This window comes from Streptomyces sp. BK239 (genome assembly GCF_004217285.1).
Lineage (GTDB): Bacteria > Actinomycetota > Actinomycetes > Streptomycetales > Streptomycetaceae > Streptomyces.
This window is the reverse complement of sequence record NZ_SHKS01000001.1, coordinates 579,314-594,727: the sequence shown is the minus strand read 5'-3', so window position 1 is coordinate 594,727 and position 15,414 is coordinate 579,314. Positions and strand designations below refer to the sequence as shown.

12 protein-coding genes and 3 tRNA genes are annotated in these 15,414 nt (G+C 70.4%); 4 read left to right on the top strand and 11 right to left on the bottom strand.

Annotated features, from left to right (window positions below):
- Positions 1–125 precede the first annotated feature (125 nt).
- Entirely contained in the window at positions 126–1,088 is a 963-nt protein-coding gene (locus EV567_RS02610) for a LysR family transcriptional regulator (RefSeq protein WP_130436912.1), read from the top strand.
- A gap of 382 nt (positions 1,089–1,470) precedes the next feature.
- Here the strand turns inward: EV567_RS02610 and EV567_RS02605 are convergent, their stop codons facing one another.
- The 8 genes from EV567_RS02605 to EV567_RS02570 all read right to left on the bottom strand — a co-directional run bounded on the left by EV567_RS02605 (position 1,471) and on the right by EV567_RS02570 (position 11,248).
- Positions 1,471–2,310 carry a MerR family transcriptional regulator gene (locus tag EV567_RS02605; RefSeq protein ID WP_130436911.1) on the bottom strand — a complete coding sequence of 280 codons (840 nt, stop codon included), beginning with the start codon at positions 2,308–2,310 and terminating at the stop codon, positions 1,471–1,473.
- A 452-nt stretch (positions 2,311–2,762) separates the two neighbouring features.
- A complete protein-coding gene (locus EV567_RS02600; RefSeq protein ID WP_130436910.1) occupies positions 2,763–3,596 on the bottom strand; it encodes an alpha/beta fold hydrolase in 834 nt (277 codons plus the stop codon).
- A gap of 101 nt (positions 3,597–3,697) precedes the next feature.
- A complete protein-coding gene (locus tag EV567_RS02595; protein WP_130436909.1) occupies positions 3,698–4,537 on the bottom strand; it encodes an alpha/beta fold hydrolase in 840 nt (279 codons plus the stop codon).
- Between the two features lie 343 nt (positions 4,538–4,880).
- A complete protein-coding gene (locus tag EV567_RS02590) occupies positions 4,881–6,077 on the bottom strand; it encodes a serine hydrolase (protein ID WP_130436908.1) in 1,197 nt (398 codons plus the stop codon).
- A gap of 251 nt (positions 6,078–6,328) precedes the next feature.
- On the bottom strand, positions 6,329–6,541 hold the full coding sequence (locus tag EV567_RS02585) for a hypothetical protein (RefSeq protein WP_407071560.1): 213 nt from the start codon (positions 6,539–6,541) through the stop codon (positions 6,329–6,331).
- A gap of 334 nt (positions 6,542–6,875) precedes the next feature.
- A complete protein-coding gene (locus EV567_RS02580; protein ID WP_242620653.1) occupies positions 6,876–7,445 on the bottom strand; it encodes a sigma-70 family RNA polymerase sigma factor in 570 nt (189 codons plus the stop codon).
- Positions 7,446–7,559: 114 nt separating this feature from the next.
- Complete coding sequence (locus EV567_RS02575) at positions 7,560–8,393, bottom strand: alpha/beta fold hydrolase (RefSeq protein ID WP_130436906.1); 834 nt, start codon at positions 8,391–8,393, stop codon at positions 7,560–7,562.
- Positions 8,394–8,500: 107 nt separating this feature from the next.
- Entirely contained in the window at positions 8,501–11,248 is a 2,748-nt protein-coding gene (locus EV567_RS02570; protein ID WP_130436905.1) for an AAA family ATPase, read from the bottom strand.
- A gap of 887 nt (positions 11,249–12,135) precedes the next feature.
- On the opposite strand from EV567_RS02570, the gene EV567_RS02565 reads away from it, so the two are divergent.
- On the top strand, positions 12,136–12,477 hold the full coding sequence (locus EV567_RS02565; protein ID WP_130436904.1) for a beta/gamma crystallin domain-containing protein: 342 nt from the start codon (positions 12,136–12,138) through the stop codon (positions 12,475–12,477).
- Positions 12,478–12,971: 494 nt separating this feature from the next.
- Here EV567_RS02565 and EV567_RS02560 read toward each other — a convergent pair.
- The 3 genes from EV567_RS02560 to EV567_RS02550 all read right to left on the bottom strand — a co-directional run bounded on the left by EV567_RS02560 (position 12,972) and on the right by EV567_RS02550 (position 13,400).
- A tRNA-Ile gene (locus tag EV567_RS02560) sits at positions 12,972–13,048 on the bottom strand.
- A gap of 201 nt (positions 13,049–13,249) precedes the next feature.
- A tRNA-Asn gene (locus tag EV567_RS02555) sits at positions 13,250–13,322 on the bottom strand.
- Between the two features lie 5 nt (positions 13,323–13,327).
- Positions 13,328–13,400, bottom strand: a tRNA-Asn gene (locus EV567_RS02550).
- Between the two features lie 161 nt (positions 13,401–13,561).
- Between EV567_RS02550 and EV567_RS02545 the strand changes: the two genes are divergently transcribed.
- Positions 13,562–13,867: a YtxH domain-containing protein gene (locus tag EV567_RS02545; protein WP_130436903.1), complete on the top strand. Its 306-nt coding sequence runs from the start codon at positions 13,562–13,564 to the stop codon at positions 13,865–13,867.
- An 87-nt stretch (positions 13,868–13,954) separates the two neighbouring features.
- On the top strand, positions 13,955–15,406 hold the full coding sequence (locus tag EV567_RS02540; protein WP_130436902.1) for an FGGY family carbohydrate kinase: 1,452 nt from the start codon (positions 13,955–13,957) through the stop codon (positions 15,404–15,406).
- Positions 15,407–15,414: the final 8 nt, after the last annotated feature.

Sequence of the window (15,414 nt, the reverse complement as noted above, 5' to 3'; positions counted from 1 at the left end):
GTCTCCTCAGGGGTCCGGTCGCCGCCGGGCTCGGTCGACGTCTCCTGCTTCGAGCATCCCCGGGCAGGCATCCATGAGTCCAACGCATGTTTGTCATGCGATCCATCGCGTTCCACGATGGATCCATGGATCTCCAGCAGATGCGCTACGTCCTCGCGGTGGCGGAGACCGCCAACTTCACCCGCGCCGCCGAGCGGTGCCACGTCGTCCAGTCCGCGCTCAGCCACCAAGTGGCGCGGCTGGAGAAGGAGTTGGGGGCCAGACTGTTCGAGCGGACCAGCCGCCGGGTGCGGCTGACCACCGCCGGGGAGGCGTTCCTGCCCGCCGCCCGCCAGGCCCTGGAGGCGGCCGAGCGGGCCCGGGCGGAGGTGGCGGCGGCCACCGGCGAGATACGGGGCAGGCTGACCGTCGGGTCGATCCCCACCGTGGCCGCCGTCGATCTGCCGGATGTGATCCGGAACTACCGCGTGCGCTACCCGCACGTCCGGTTCAGCCTCCGGGCCGGCTCCAGCGAGCAACTGGTCGAGCAGGTACGCGAAGGCACACTGGACGCGGCGTTCCTCGGCGTACAGCCCGGGTTCGTCCCACGGGGCGTCCACGACAGGGAACTCGGCCAGGGCCGGCATGTCGCGGTGGTCGCCCCGGACCACCCTCTGGCCTCGCACGACGAGGTGGACCTGCGCCTCCTCGCCGACGAGGTGTTCGTGGACTTCGCCGGCGGCAGCGCCGCCCGCGCCCAGTCGGACCGGGCGTTCGCGGCGGCGGGCCTGCGGCGCGAGGTCGCGTTCGAGGTGTCCGGCGTCGAGCTGATGGTCCGGATGGTCCGTCACGGACTGGGCATCGCCCTGCTGCCCGCGACCTTCACCCCCGAACTGCACGGCCTGCACTGCGTACCGGTCACCGACGGCCCGATCCGGGTGGAACGCCTCGTCTGGAGCCACTCCACCCCGCCCCCGGCGGCCGCAGCGTTCCTCTCGCTGCTGGGCGTGCGCGGGGACGAGCAGCGGACCCGGATGCCGCCGACATCGGACGCAGTCACCGGCCACAGACAGGTCACTCAAGGGGGTGTGCGGGATGCGGAGGTGTGACGTTGGTGGGGCGGGTGGGACTCGAACCTAAAAGGGAGACGCGTCTCACCTGCGGAAACACCACAGAGGCGGACATTCACATCCGGCTGGATCCCGCTGCGTCCAGCTCGATCCCGGGCAGCGGAGGTGCCGTGCGGTACGTACCGCACGGCTACGGGGCACCCCTGCGCCCATATGGAAAAGCGATCTGCCCGCCGCTCTGCTGCATGGCGGCCGCCCGCGCAACTCACCCGCAGCGCATGCCGTCGACTCCGTTGACGCCCCTCCGCTCTCCCTAGTGCAGACACGCTCCGTATCGACCGGGCACGCGGGGCCACAGGCATATCGCAACCAAGGCAGGCCCGGCTGGACAGCAGGGGCCACAGCGACGGCCGTCCTGAGGTCACTCGACGGCGCTCGGCTCACGGAACTCACATACGGCCATGGCAGTTTCGACCCCGTTGGGGTGCAGCAGATGACGCATCCGGAAGGTGTCGACGTAGGCGGCGTCAAAGGGATATGCGAGAAGACGCGAGAGCGCAGTGCCGTGCTTGGCCATCGAGCTCTTGCCCGGCATGAAGATTGACAGCTCGTCCCGGGCCTCGAACGTCTCCACCTCGATGTCGGCAGGTAGAGACGCCAACGTCTTTTCGTCCGCTTCGACGGGGACTCTGACCAACCAGTGCGGTCCCTCACCGGCGCGGATTCGGCTCTTCTGCTCCGGGGTCCCGGCGGCCAGGGTTCGCCAAGACGTCCCGGTTACCACGGCTCCGCACGACACCACGGTCCTCACCACTTCCTGAACGGCGGAAGTGACGGCGGCGTCAGCCGCATTCCAGTCGTACCGGTTGCGCCCGGCCGGACGCGGCACCAGCTTCGACGCCACGGTCATCTCGTCCACGTGGCGCAGGACCGCCTCGGGAGGCGACGCGAGCAACTCACGTGCGTCTCTGATGTCCTCGTCCTGGGTTTGGCGCTGCTGTCGCACCTCCGTCACGTGCTGCCTCAAGAGGATGAGCGCCTCGTCGGGTTGGTCGAGAGCGCGTCGGACGAGCGTTACGCTCATACCTGTGCCGCGCAGCACAGTGATCAGCATGGCCCGTTCGACCTGACCGAACGTGTAGGAGCGGTAGCCGGTCCGCTCGTCGACATCGGCAGGAACGAGCAGGCCCGCGGCGTGGTAGTAACGAAGTGTCTGCGGCGGCAGGTCACACATCTCGCTGAAATCACTGATCGACAACATGCTGCCATCCTCGGCCTTGCAGCGGCTGCAAGGTCCAGTACCGGGCCCGAGCCATGGAAGGTACCCGGCCTGTCAGCCCGTGCCACGTCGAGGTCCCACGGGTGAAGGGTGTGCGTGCCGGATCGGCATCCGTGGCCCACGTTCCACGACCTGCCGCTCTTTGCGGTGACCGCTGCGACACCCCGCACGCGGCCGGTGCAGTCACCGGCGAGACGCCCGCCCAGCCCGTGGGGCGGGCGTCTCGTGTCGCAGGGTCCGGCCGGGCCAGGTCCCAGCCCGGCTGCCCGGTCGTGCTGCTGCCATGATGCGCGTCGACCCCTGTCGTCGGCTCGACGGCATGGTTCGCGCGGCTCACGGTCCTGTCTTGCAGCAACCGGGCCACGGCTCACGTTCCCGCCCGGTGCGTAACCGGCCGCGCGCCGCCTCGCGGCGGGTGGGGCGTCGGCCGTCGGTCACTTGGCGAGGAACCCGAGGAGGGCGTCGGTGACTTCCTGGGCATGGGTCCACAGCAGGCCGTGGGGGGCGCCGTCGATGACGACGTAGTCGGCCTGCGGAAGTGCCTGGTGGAAGAGTTCCCCGGTGGCCTCGATGGGCAGGATGCGGTCGGCGGTGCCGTGCAGGATCAGTGCCGGGACGTCGATCTTGGCCACATCGGCACGGAAGTCGGTCGACCAGGTCGCCACGCAGGCCAGCGAGGCGTACGAGGAGGCGCCGGCGGCGACGTTCCAGCTGTTGCGGACGGCTTCCTCGCTGATGCGGGTGCCGAGGTTCTCGTCGAGGTTGTAGAAGTTCTTGTAGAACTCGGTGAAGTAGGCGTAGCGGTCCGCGGTGACGGCACCCTCGATGTCCTTGAAGATGGTGCCGTCGACGCCGCCGGGGTTGTCGTCGGTCTTCAGCAGGAAGGGTTCGAGGGGGGCGAGGAAGGCGGCCTTGGCGATGCGGGCGGAGCCATAGGTGCCCAGGTAGCGGCCGACCTCGCCGGTACCCATGGAGAAGCCCACCAGAACCACGTCGTTGAGGTCGAGGGTCTCCAGGACCACGTTCAGGTCGGCGGCGAAGGTGTCGTAGTCGTAGCCGGTGGTGGGCTGGCTGGAGCGGCCGAAACCGCGCCGGTCGTACGTGATCACGCGGTAGCCGGCCGACAGGAGTGCGGCGGACTGCTTCTCCCAGGAGTGGCCGTCGAGCGGGTAGCCGTGGATCAGCACGACCGGCTGCCCCGTGCCGTGGTCCTCGTAGTACAGCTCGACGCTGGTGGAGTTTTCCTGGTCTACGGTGATGAACGCCATGGTGTGCGCTGCCTTCCGGTGTGAATGCGTCTGATGGTGCCGTGCCCGGTCGGGCACGGCTGTGAGGTGAGGTGCGATGAACGGCTGGGCGCCGCCGTCGGTCATCGGACTGTGCGGGCCGCCTGCTCGACGATGCGGGTGACGGCCTCCGGGCGGGATACGGACACCGCGTGCGACGCGTCGATGGTCGTGGTGCGGGCCTCGGCGCGGGCCGACATGAAGCGCTGGGCGGCGACGGGGATGTTGCGGTCCTCCGTGGTCACCAGCGACCAGGAGGGGATCGTCTTCCAGGCGGCCCGGGTGGACTTCTCCTCCAGAGCGGCGGCGGCGATCGGACGCTGTCCGGCAGCCATGAGCCTGGCCTTGTCCTTCGGCACGTCCGCGGCGAACTGGCTGCGGAACTTCTCCGGCTCGATGTAGACGTCAGCGCCCTGACCGCCGTCGGGCAGGGTGTAGTTGACGGACTCGACGGCCTCGCCGAGGGTGCTGCCGGGGAACTTGTTCGTCAGTCCGATCGAGCTCTCGCCGGTGTCGGGCAGGAACGCCGCGATGTAGACCAGTGCCTTGACCTTGTCTTCGAGGCCTGCGGCTGCCTGACTGATGACGGTGCCGCCGTACGAGTGGCCGACCAGGACTACGGGCCCGTCGATGTGGTCGAGGACGCTGCGCAGGTAGGCGGCATCGGTCGCCGGACCACGCAGCGGGTTTGCGGCGGACACGACCGGGTAGCCCGCACGCTGCAGCCGGGCGACGACACCGTCCCAGCTCGCGGCGTCGGCGAACGCTCCGTGTTCCAGCACGATCGTCGGACGAACGGGACGGTGGGGCGTCGCGTCGGCCGCAGTGGGCAGGGTGACGGCGGCGACGGCCAGTCCGACGGCCGCGGTGACACCGAGCAACGTGGATCTGCTGCCCGGACGGACGAGGCGGGTGTTGCGCATGGGGAAGATTCCTTCGGGGTGGTCAGTGGTCCTCGACGGACCGCGGAGACGGCGCAGGGCGCGTTCGAGGAACGGGGCCCGGGTTGCTCCGCCGGCGACTGGTTGATGTGCGTCCGTCCGCGCCATGTGAGCGCAGCGGACCGGACCGCGGGTGGCGGCAGGGCGGCAGCGGCCCGGAGAGCGGCTGCCGGGCTGCGGCCCGAGTGGTCCTGAGGCATCGGTCTCGCCCGGTCGGCGGGGCGAGGAGCGTCCTTCGTCCTGTCCTACGAGGGGACGAGCGGACCGGTTCATCCGGTGGCGGACGTTCGTTCACGGACATGGGTGGTCGTGCGGGGTGCTGCGGTCAGCGGCTTCCCGGCGCGTCCGACCCCACGGCTGGGCCCGCGGGCACACCGCAGCCGGTGCGCTCCAGGACTTCGTAGACGTGCCTGAGGTAGCTGTGGGTGCGCTCCGAGCCGAGGATCCCGTCGCCCACCCGGTTCATCGTGTACGAGAACGTGACGCGCCGGTCGAGGTCCATCATGACGATCGAACCGCCCCGACCGACCCAGAAGCAGATCCTTCCGGGGGGCATGTGCGGCATCGTCCTCGGATCGGAGAGTGCGTAGCCCATGCCCCAGCGGACGGGAACGCCCAGGAACAGGTCGACTCCGTCTGTCTGCGCCTCGAACACCTTGTCCACGGTCTTCTCGGAGAGAAGCCGGGAGCCGTTGGCCCGGCCTCGCCGCGAGATGACGGAGAGCGCTCGTGCCAGGCCCCGTGCGTTGCTGTGCCCGTTGACGGCACCGAGTTCGGCGGACCTCCACTGCGGGGTGTCGACGTGCTCGTCACGGGCGGGACTTCCGAGCAGCGTCCTGGTGAAAACTCCCTCGGGATCAAGTCCGGTGGGTATGACGCCCAGTTGTGCGGGGGCCACCAGATCGGCGATGCGCGGCCAGTCGGCCCGGCGCGCGCCGATCTGGACATCGGCCTGCAGCGGCTCGGCGATCTCGGTGGCGACGAACTCCTTCAGGCTGAGGCCGCTGACCCGCCTGACGAGCTCTCCCACCAGTTGCCCCTGGGTCTGCACGTGGTAGCCGGAAGCGGAGCCCGGCTCCCACCAGGGTGCCTGTGCGGCCAACCGGGCACTTGCGGTAGGCCAGTCGTAGAGATCCTCGACGGAGAAGGGCTGCTCCCAGCCGGAAAGTCCCGAGGTGTGGGTCAGGACGTGCCGCACCTTGATGTGCTCCTTCCCCTTGGCGGCGAACTCGGGCCAGTAGTGCGCGACCGGGCGGTGCAGATCCAGTGCGCCCCGGTCGACGAGGACGAGCGCCGCGAGGCTGGTGAGGGTCTTCGTGGTCGACCACAGGCTCACCAACGTGTCCCGCTGCCACGGAACGGTCCGCGCCGCGTCCGCGTAGCCACCCCAGAGGTCGACCTCCATGACGCCGTCCACATCGACGGCGATCGACGCTCCCAGCTCCTCGCCGGCTTCGAGGTGCGCTGCCAGCGCCGCTCGTACCGGTTCGAACCGGTCAGTGCTCGTTCCCTCGACGACCATGCTTCTCTCCACTTCTGACGACAACCCCGTTCAATCACTCGACGGGCCGGACCTCATGGCGGTTCATGTATCGCCACAGGTCATGACATCTGTTCACATACCGTCGCGGCACGGCGGGGCTACGAAGCACGGTGGCCTCGCCCTCGACGGAACCGACGCGTGACCCTGTCCACGACGCGATCTCCGCCCGACGCCGGGAGCGCGGGGCGAGGACCGCCTCACGGGACCCGGGGGCCGGTCAGGCCGGGTTCTCAGGCCCGGTTCTCCGCCTGGAACATCCAGCTCTGCCTCTCCAGATCAGAGGTGAGTCCGATGAGGAGGTCCTCGGTGACGAAATCCACCGGGCCCACCTCGACGATGCGTTCACGCAGTCGTTCGATCACCGCGGAGAGCGCGTGCACCAGCGCCTCGACGGCGTCGCTGTCCGTGCGCCCGTCTGCTCTCGTCAGTGACGCACGCGGCACGCGGCGACAGCCGCCTCGCGGAAGCCCTGCGCTGACACGTCGTCGAGGGGTACCTGAAATCGCTGCGTCTGCTGCTGCACCGTGCGGTCGAGCGGGGGGAAGTCTCCAGGGACTGTCCTGCCGTCGCCCACTTGGTGCTCGGCGCGATGCTGTCGCAGCGGGCGGTGATGGGGGCAGACCCCGACACGGCCTACCTGCGCGCGTGCTTCTCGTGTGTGGTGCTTCCCAGTTTGGACCACCGGCCCCGCCGAAGACGATGCGACCGGTGACATGGGGCCCGCGGACACCCGGAAGGCAGTGGAGAGCTCCGGCGGCGGACACGTGGCCTCGCCGGCTACACCCCCAGAATCCCCTGCTTCTCCAGCGCCCTGCGCAACGCCCGCACTGCATAGAAGGCGCGGCTTTTGACCGTGCCGGGCGGTATGCCGAGGTGCTCGGCAGCCTGATCGACGCTGCATTCCAGGACGTACATGAGGCGGATGACGGTCTGCTGCTGCTCGTTCAGCTCTCCCAATGCCTGCACCACCCCATGGGAGTTGATCGTGGATGCCGTGCTGTCGCTGGACGTGTCCAGCTCCTCGACGGGCATGAGCTCCAGCGGCCTGACCTTGCGTGCCCGGTAGTGGTCGATGACGAGATTTCTGGTCACGGTGAACAACCAGGGTCTGAGGCGTTCGTTGCGGCTGCCCAGGAAGCGGGCGTGCTTCCAGGCGCGGGCCGCGGTCTCCTGGAAGATGTCCTCCCCCTTGTGCCAGTCACCGTCCAGCAGCCGCGTGGCGTAGCGGACGAGCAGAGGTCCGTACTGGTCGTAGATGTCCTGGATGAAGGCGTCGCAGTCGGCGTCCGGTGCGAGGTGCCCGGCCTGCGACGCGGTCGGAACGGGGGCAGTGGCCCCCGTTTCCATGATCCCGTTCATGAGAGGCGCCCAATCCTGTTCGAGTGTTCCGTGGCGTTCTCACCCGCATGCGCGGAGACCAGCTCACACATGTGCTCCTCGCAAGGGGAGAAACGCCGGCTTTCAGACGGCGAGGAAGTCGATCAGAGCGGCGTTGACCTCGGCTGCGTGGGTGAGCAGCAGCCCGTGTGGAGCGCCGTCGATCTCGACGTAACGCGCCTCGGGCAGGAGGCGGCGGAACTCACGAGCCGTGGCGTCGATCGGCAGGATGCGGTCGGCGGTCCCGTGCAGGATCAGCGACGGCACATCGATGCGCTCCACGTCGGCCCGGAAGTCCGTCAGCCACGCCGGGACGCACGCGTACGCCGCCATGGGCGCCGAGCCGATGGCAGTGATCCAGTTCGCCCGCAGCGCGGTCTCGCTGAGCCGCGACCCGAGCGTCTCGTCGGTGTTGAAGAAGTCGACGAAGAAGCTCTCGTACCAGGCGTAGCGGTCGGCCTCCGCCTGTTCCGCGATGCCGTCGAAGACGCTCTGCGGCACACCGGTGGGGTTGTCCGGCGTCTGCAGCAGGAACGGCTGGAGCGAACCGAGGAACGCCGCCTTCGCCACCCGCTGCGAGCCGTGGACGCCGAGGTAGCGGGCGACCTCGCCCGAGCCCATCGAGAACCCGACGAGAACCACGTCACGCAGGTCCAGCTGCGTTAGTACGGTGTCCAGGTCGGCGGCGAAGGTGTCGTAGTCGTAGCCCGTCATGGCCTTGCTCGACCGGCCGAAGCCGCGGCGGTCGTAGGTGATGACGCGGTATCCGGCCTTGACCAGCGCATCGGTCTGCTTCTCCCACGACTGCCCGTCCAGCGGGTAACCGTGGATCAGGACGACCGGCTGCCCCGACCCGTGGTCCTCGTAGTAGAGCTCGATGCTGGTCGAACCCTCGGTTCCGACGGTGATGGTTCCCATGGTGTGCCTTCCCCACCCGTCCGCCGTGTGCGGACCGGGCATGGCACCAACCTAGGAAACGAGCAGGCGGGCCCGCGTCCGTCGGAGTACGTCTTCGGCGTACGTCATCACGTCGCGCCTTCGGGGTACGTCATCGTGCCGCCCAGCACCGCGGCGAGCTCACCGCGGGACGTCAGGCCCAGTTTGGGGAACATCCGCTGGAGATGGGTGCTCACCGTCCGGGGCGAGACGTACAGCCGCTCGCCGATCTCCCGGTTCGTCAGACCTTGCGCGGCGAGCTGGGCGACATGCAGCTCGGTCGAGGTCAGCCGGTCGACCGCGGCCGGGTCCTGGCGCGGGAACGACGCGCCTGCGGCGCGAAGCTCCTGCCGCGCCCGCTCCGCCCACGCCGACGCGCCGAGGGCGTCGAAGATCTCGCGCGCGGCCTGCAGGGCGGCGCGGGACTCCGCGGGCCGCCGGTGACGCCGCAGCCACTCGCCCAGGGCCATGCGCGCCCGCGCCCGCTCGAACGGCCAGTCCGTGGGGACCGCGTCGAGGGCCGCGCTGTACAACGGCTCGGCGGCGTCCTGCGGGCTCAGCAGTGCCCGGCCCAGTCGCAACCCGCAGAGCAGGGCGGGCGAGGACGTCGTTTCCCCGAGTGGGGTCAGCTCCCGCACGACGTCGCGCGCCACCTCGGCGGAGTCACCGCGCACAGCCGCCTCGACCAGTTCAGCGACCGCGTAGAAGCGCAGCCACGGGTGGAAGGAAGGGTCAGCCGGGTCGAAGACGCGGTGCAGGTGGCCGAACGCGTCGCCGTAGCGGCCCTGGCAGAGTGCCGCCTGGCCGCGGGCCATCTGCAGGATGGCCAGCACCGGGCGCCCACCACTGGGGAGGGCCTCGCGCTCCGCTTCCGCCGCCCACGCCTCCGCCGCCGGGTCTCCGCTGACGGCGGCCAACTGCGCGCGGATGGCATTCACCATCGCGTGCACGAGAGGCTGACCGGTCTCGCGGGCCAGCGAGGCGGCCTCCTCTGCGGCGAGGGAACCGGCGCGCACGTCACCCAGCCGTGCGGCGCTCCCCGCCTGGACGCAGAGGGCGCGAGCCAGCATCGAAAGCCTGCCCTCCGCGCGCAGGGTGTCCAGCGACCTCGCCGTCAACCGGCTCGCCAGGGCGGGAGCGCCCACCGTCACGGCGGCCGCCCCCAGGAGCTGGTCACCCTCGGCGTTCTCGGACGAGCGCCCCAGCTGGCCCGCCAGGTCTACCATGACCGCTTCCCCGCGCTCCACCGGGGCTGAGTACGCCCGCAGAGCGACCAGGTCGGCGTCGTCGGCAGGCACGGGCATTCGGTCCGCGGCGGCGGCGACGCGCTCGCGGGCGGCCGGCCCCGGCTCTCCCCAGAAGCACTGCATGACCGCGCCCCACAGCATGCGCAGCCCCAGGGTCGGTTCGCCTTCAGCGGCGATCTCGACCGCCAGCTCGGCCAGCTCGGCGGTCGCGTCGCCCCCGCCCCGGGTCCCTTCGGCCAGAGCGATGCTGACCCAGGCTGCACGGCCTTGGTCCCGGATCGAAAGGTCCAGTGAGCGCGCCTGGGCCAACAGATGTGCCGCGACGTCTCCTCGGCCCGACTCCAGCGCGAGTTCCGCCGCCCGGAGCAGCCGGTCGGCCCGCGCGGACGGATCCCTCGTCAACTCCGTCGCCCGCCTCAGCGCGGCGAGGGCTGCGGCGACTCCACCTCGCCGCAGGGCTCTGCCGGCGGTGGAGTCCAGATCCCTTGCCACGTGTTCGTCGAAACCAGCGGTGGCGGCGGCACGGTGCCATGCCTGCCGGTCGGGCTGGCTCTGGAGTGCGGCGGTCAGAGCGGCGTGCGCTGCCTGTCGTTCCGCGGCGGTGGCGGCCTGGTAGATCGCCGAGCGGATGAGCGGGTGTCTGAAGGCCAGCCCCTGCGCTTCCACCAGCCCTGCGTCGATCGCTGCCTCACCAGCGGAGACGTCGACCGTCGTCCCGAGCATCCGGGTCGCTGCGGCGAGACATTCGTCCATCGTTCCGTCTCCGTTGAGGGCCAGGAGGAGCAGGACCGCACGGGTGTCGGCCGGAAGGCGCGAGACCCGTGCCGTGAAGGTCCGCTCCAGCCGTGCGGTCAGCGGCAGCGGACCCGAGTCGAGCGCGTACGCCCCGCCGACCGACCGCAGCGCGACCGGCAGCTCGGTCAGTGCCAGCGGATTCCCGGCAGACTCCTCCAGCAGCCGCCGTCGGACCTGCTGTCCCAGGTCGGGGGCCACCGCGTCCAGCACCTCACCCGACACCTCGTCCGTCAGCGGCCCCAGGTGCAGCACAGGCAGGCCGGCGCTGCTGAGACGGTCGTCGAGGCGCCGGGTGACGGCGACCAGGACCAGGGGGTCGGACTCGATGCGCCGTGCCACGAACCCGAGCACGTCGAGGCTGGCATGGTCCATCCAGTGGGCGTCCTCGACGACCACCAGCAGCGGTGCCTTCGCCGCCGCGTCCGTCAGCAAGGTCAACGCGGCCAGGCCGACGAGGTACAGGTCGGGAACGGTCTCGTCGACGAGGCCGACGGCGGCGAGCAGCGCGGTGCGCTGACGCTCCGGCAAGTCATCGATTCCTTCACGCAGTTGGTGGACGAGCTGATGCAGGCCGGCGCAGGGCAGGTTCTCCTCCGACTGGACCCCCACAGCGGTGATCACATGGGTTCCGCCGCGCGCTGCCGCCGCCGCGGCCTCTGCGACCAGAGCGGACTTGCCGATCCCCGGGTCGCCGATGATCACCGTCGCGCCGCCCGACCCGGCGGCCCCCTGCTCGACCAGGGCAGCCAGCGCGCGACGCTCCGTCTCGCGCCCCAGCAGCGCCCGCCTGTGCATGTCTCACTCCGATTCTCCGCGCCTCCCCGGCACCCGAGGGCTCCCCGTCCTCGTGCGTCACCAGGCGACTTGGCGGCAACTCCGACGGCGGGCGATCTGAAAGCCTGTCCTGGATGCCGTTCATGCAATGGTATGCACGCCGGCGGCCGGGAAATACCGCGGTCCATGCTTCCACGGCGCGCCGGAGCCGGGTGCAGGCTGCTCCCGGCCGGGGCGGCGACGGCGCCGCCCCGGGGTGGCGGGCGTGGACATCGACGAGGTGGGCGGGCGCGGTGCGGTCGCCTCGGAGGAGGGGAGACGGGGTAGGGCCGGACCCTTCGGGACCCGGCCCTGGGCTCGGACATGCCGCGACCGTAAGGCCAAGTACTGAGCCCGTGCCGGCGGCCGGTCCGGACGATCTCCGTGCGGCCGGGGATCCACGAGATGTCCTGCTAGACCATGTCGAGCAATCGGTCCGGTGCAGCCACCGTCGCCAGCTCCCAACTCCCAACTCCCAACTCCCAACTCCCAACTCCCCAAAGGTGACTACTCGAGGTCTGCTCGCGCCGTGTCGATACCGCGGGAATATCGGTGGCCGCCAACAGCGACCGAGGAGCCACGTTGTTCGGCAGGGCGGCCCCGCCGAGCAGGGTGTTGGATTCGCTCGGATACAGCCGCCCTCACTCCGCATGGGCGCGACACCCAGCATTAGTCGATCCTGCCTGCCTGTATCGGGCGCGTGAACAGCTGAAGGCGATCGCGACCGTGGCCGCAGTAGGGCGCTTGAGTGGTGAACGGGAGCGCTGGTTTCCACGTTGCGCTGATGGGACGTGCCTGCGTCCCTGCGATGCCGCCGTGCGCTGCGGCCCTCTGCGGCACCACACCACCATGAAAGGATCAACACAACAGTGAAGCGCTTCATCACACGCCTCGCGGTAGTCGCGGCGGCCGGGGCCATGGCCGTCGTGCTGCCTGCCTCGTCGGCGTCCGCCATCAACCGCACCGACTGCAATGGACTGGGTCTCCTGTCGCTCCACAACGCTGGCGGCTCCCTCTGCTTTGCCAACGCGGGCGTGCAGAGCGTGGCGATCTACGGCGTGGACCAGATCTGGACCGGAGACAACAAGGTCACCTTCGAGTACGTCCCGAGGCTGGGCGCTCCGGCGACCAGCGCGACCGTGGACAAGTGGCATTTCGGCAACGTCCCCGGCGAGCCCATCCACAAGATCACGAAGATCAGGATCTGGTAGCGCCCACCGGCGCGAACGGGATGACAGCGGGTCCTCATCAGCGATGACGTCGCTGCGCTTGGTCCGTTGAGTCCGTTCGGCGTCGCCTCTCCAAGGCTGGGGCCCGAGGCGGCGATGTCCGTCGTCCGGCTCGGGCAGCGGTCCGGCGGAGACCCTGCCAGGGCTTCCAGCTGGTGACGCCTCGTTCGGCAGGAGCGCGGGCCTGGGCTAGTGCCCGGTTCAGCGTCCGCTCGGCCGACGACAGTTCGCCGTCGAGCGGGCGGGGTCCAGGATTCGGCACCGAGGCAGCCCCGGCCGGCTTCACGACACAACCGTGGGAGCCAGCACCGACGCTCCCTCCGGCGGTCGCCGCAAAAGACCAGGTCAGATGGGCCTGACGGGTGCCGCCGCCGTGTGAAAGCGGCCCAGTACCGCACCGCGCGCGGCGAGTACCGCACGGAAAAAGCCGAGAAAACCGCGTTTCCGCAGGTCAGACCGTTTCCGCACGGTGAAACTGGTGGGGCGGGTGGGACTCGAACCCACGGCCGGCGGATTATGAGTCCGCTGCTCTAACCGGCTGAGCTACCGCCCCATAGCGGCGTGTCGCGTACATGTGTGCGCGCCATCTGCCGCAGCATAGCCGCTCATACGATCTCACGCTTCGGCTGGTCCGCCGTCGCACGCGGCCTCGGGGGCCGTGCCGCGACCTGCGGGGTTCCCGGCGGCGCCGAGGGCGGCGGCGCGGCCGGGGCCGACATGAAAAAGGACCCCTACGGGGTCCTCGATCACGATGCTCCCCCGACTGGACTCGAACCAGTAACCTGCCGGTTAACAGCCGGCTGCTCTGCCAATTGAGCTACGGAGGACCGAGCTCCCCCGACTGGACTCGAACCAGTAACCTGCCGGTTAACAGCCGGCTGCTCTGCCAATTGAGCTACGGAGGAATGCCTCGTCGCATCGAACGTGCCGACCTGGGTATTCGCCAGGGGGCGGGCGCTCGCTGCGACACATACATTAGCGCAAGCAGGGGGGTGCTCCGCCAATCGGTTCCCTCCCGGCACCGATGCCGCACCTTGCAGACCTACACGAGGGAAGGGTGGCCGCCATGCGCTACCGGCTCACGTTCGTCGTCGGACTCGCCCTGGGCTACGTGCTGGGCACACGGGCCGGGCGCGAGCGCTACGAACAGCTCAAGAAGTCCGCCCGGCAGATCGCGCAGAACCCCGCCGTGCGCAACACCGCGGAGACGGCGGCCCAGCAGAGCCGCCAGTTCGCGGGCCGCGCCTACCACGTGGTGAGCGACAAGGTCGGTGACCGGATGCCCGACTCCGTCGCCGACCGGGTGCGCTCGCTGCGCGAACGGTCCGTGCACAGCAACGGTTCCGACGACTGGGGCACCAGCAACACCTGACGCCCGCAGGACCCCGAGAGACCCGATCGGCCCCGGGACCACCCGAGCCGACACGGTCACCCCCCGCCGTGCGGCAGAATTTTCGGCATGGGGATAGTCGCCGGGTTGGACAGTTCGCCCGATTTCACTCGCATCGTGGTCTGCGACGCGGACAACGGGGCCGTGCTCCGGCAGGGGTACGCGCCGCATCCGCTGGAGGGCGCCGAGGGTGGCGGCCGTCCCTCCGACGTCGATCCGCAGGCCTGGCTGCTCTCCCTCGGGGAGGCGGCCGGCGGCGGACTCCTCGAAGGGGTGCAGGCCATCGGTGTGTCCGCGCAGCAGAACGCGGTCGTGCCGCTGGACTCGCAGGGCAACACCGTGCGCCCGGCGATGGTCGGCGGCGACAAGCGGGCGCAGGTCGCGGCGGCCGACCTGATCGACGCGCTCGGCGGGCGCCAGGCCTGGGCGCAGGCCGTGGGTTCCGTGCCGCAGGCCGCGCATCCCGTCACCAAGCTGCGCTGGCTGGCGAAGAACGAGCCCGACGCCGCCCTGCGCTCCGCGGTGCTGATGCAGGCCCACGACTGGCTGGTGTGGCAGCTGCTCGGGCGGCCCGTGCGCCGGACCACCGACCGGGGCGGCGCCTCCGGCACCGGCTACTGGTCGGCCGCCACCGGCGGCTACCGGCCCGACCTCGTCGAGCTGGCGCTCGGTCACCAGGCCATGCTGCCCGAGGTGATCGGCCCGGCCGACGCGGCCGGCACCACCCCGGAGGGGCTGCTGATCTCCGTCGGCACCGGTGAGACCATGGCCGCCGCGTTCGGGCTCGGCATCGGCCTCGGCGACGCCGTCGTGTCGCTGGGCGCGTCCGGCTCGGTGATGGCCGTGCATCCCGAGGCCCTCGTCGACCCGAGCGGGATGATCACCTCCCTCGCCGACGCGACGGGCATGCACCTGCCCGTCGTCACCACCCTGAACGCCGTACGGACCCTGCGCGGGGCCGTCGAACTGCTCGGCGTGCCGGACCTGGAGAGCCTGTCGGACCTGGCGATGAAGTCGACGCCGGGATCGCACGGGCTGGTGCTGCTGCCCTATCTGGAGGGCGAGCGCACGCCGAACCTTCCGCACACGGCGGGCACGCTGACCGGGCTGCGGCGCGAGTCGATGAAGCCGGAGCACTTCGCGCGGGCCGCCTTCGAGGGCATGCTGTGCGGGCTCGCGGACGCGCTGGACGTGCTGCGCGGCCGGGGCGTGGAGGTGCGGCGGGTGTTCCTGCTGGGGGCGGCGGCCGAGCTGCCGGCCGTGCAGGCGGCGGCGCCCGCGCTGTTCGGGGCGCAGGTCGTCGTACCGCAGCCGGCCGACTACGCGGCGATCGGCGCCGCCCGGCAGGCCGCCTGGGCGCTCGGCGTCTCCCAGGGCACCCTCGACCCCCGCAACCCGCCGCGCTGGAACGGCGCGGCGGCCCAGGTCCTGGAACCGGGCGACGACCTCGCCGTCGGCCAGGCCGTCCGCCAGCAGTACGTGTCGGTGCGCGAGCAGACCCACCCGGGGGCGTTCCGCTAGGTCCGCCG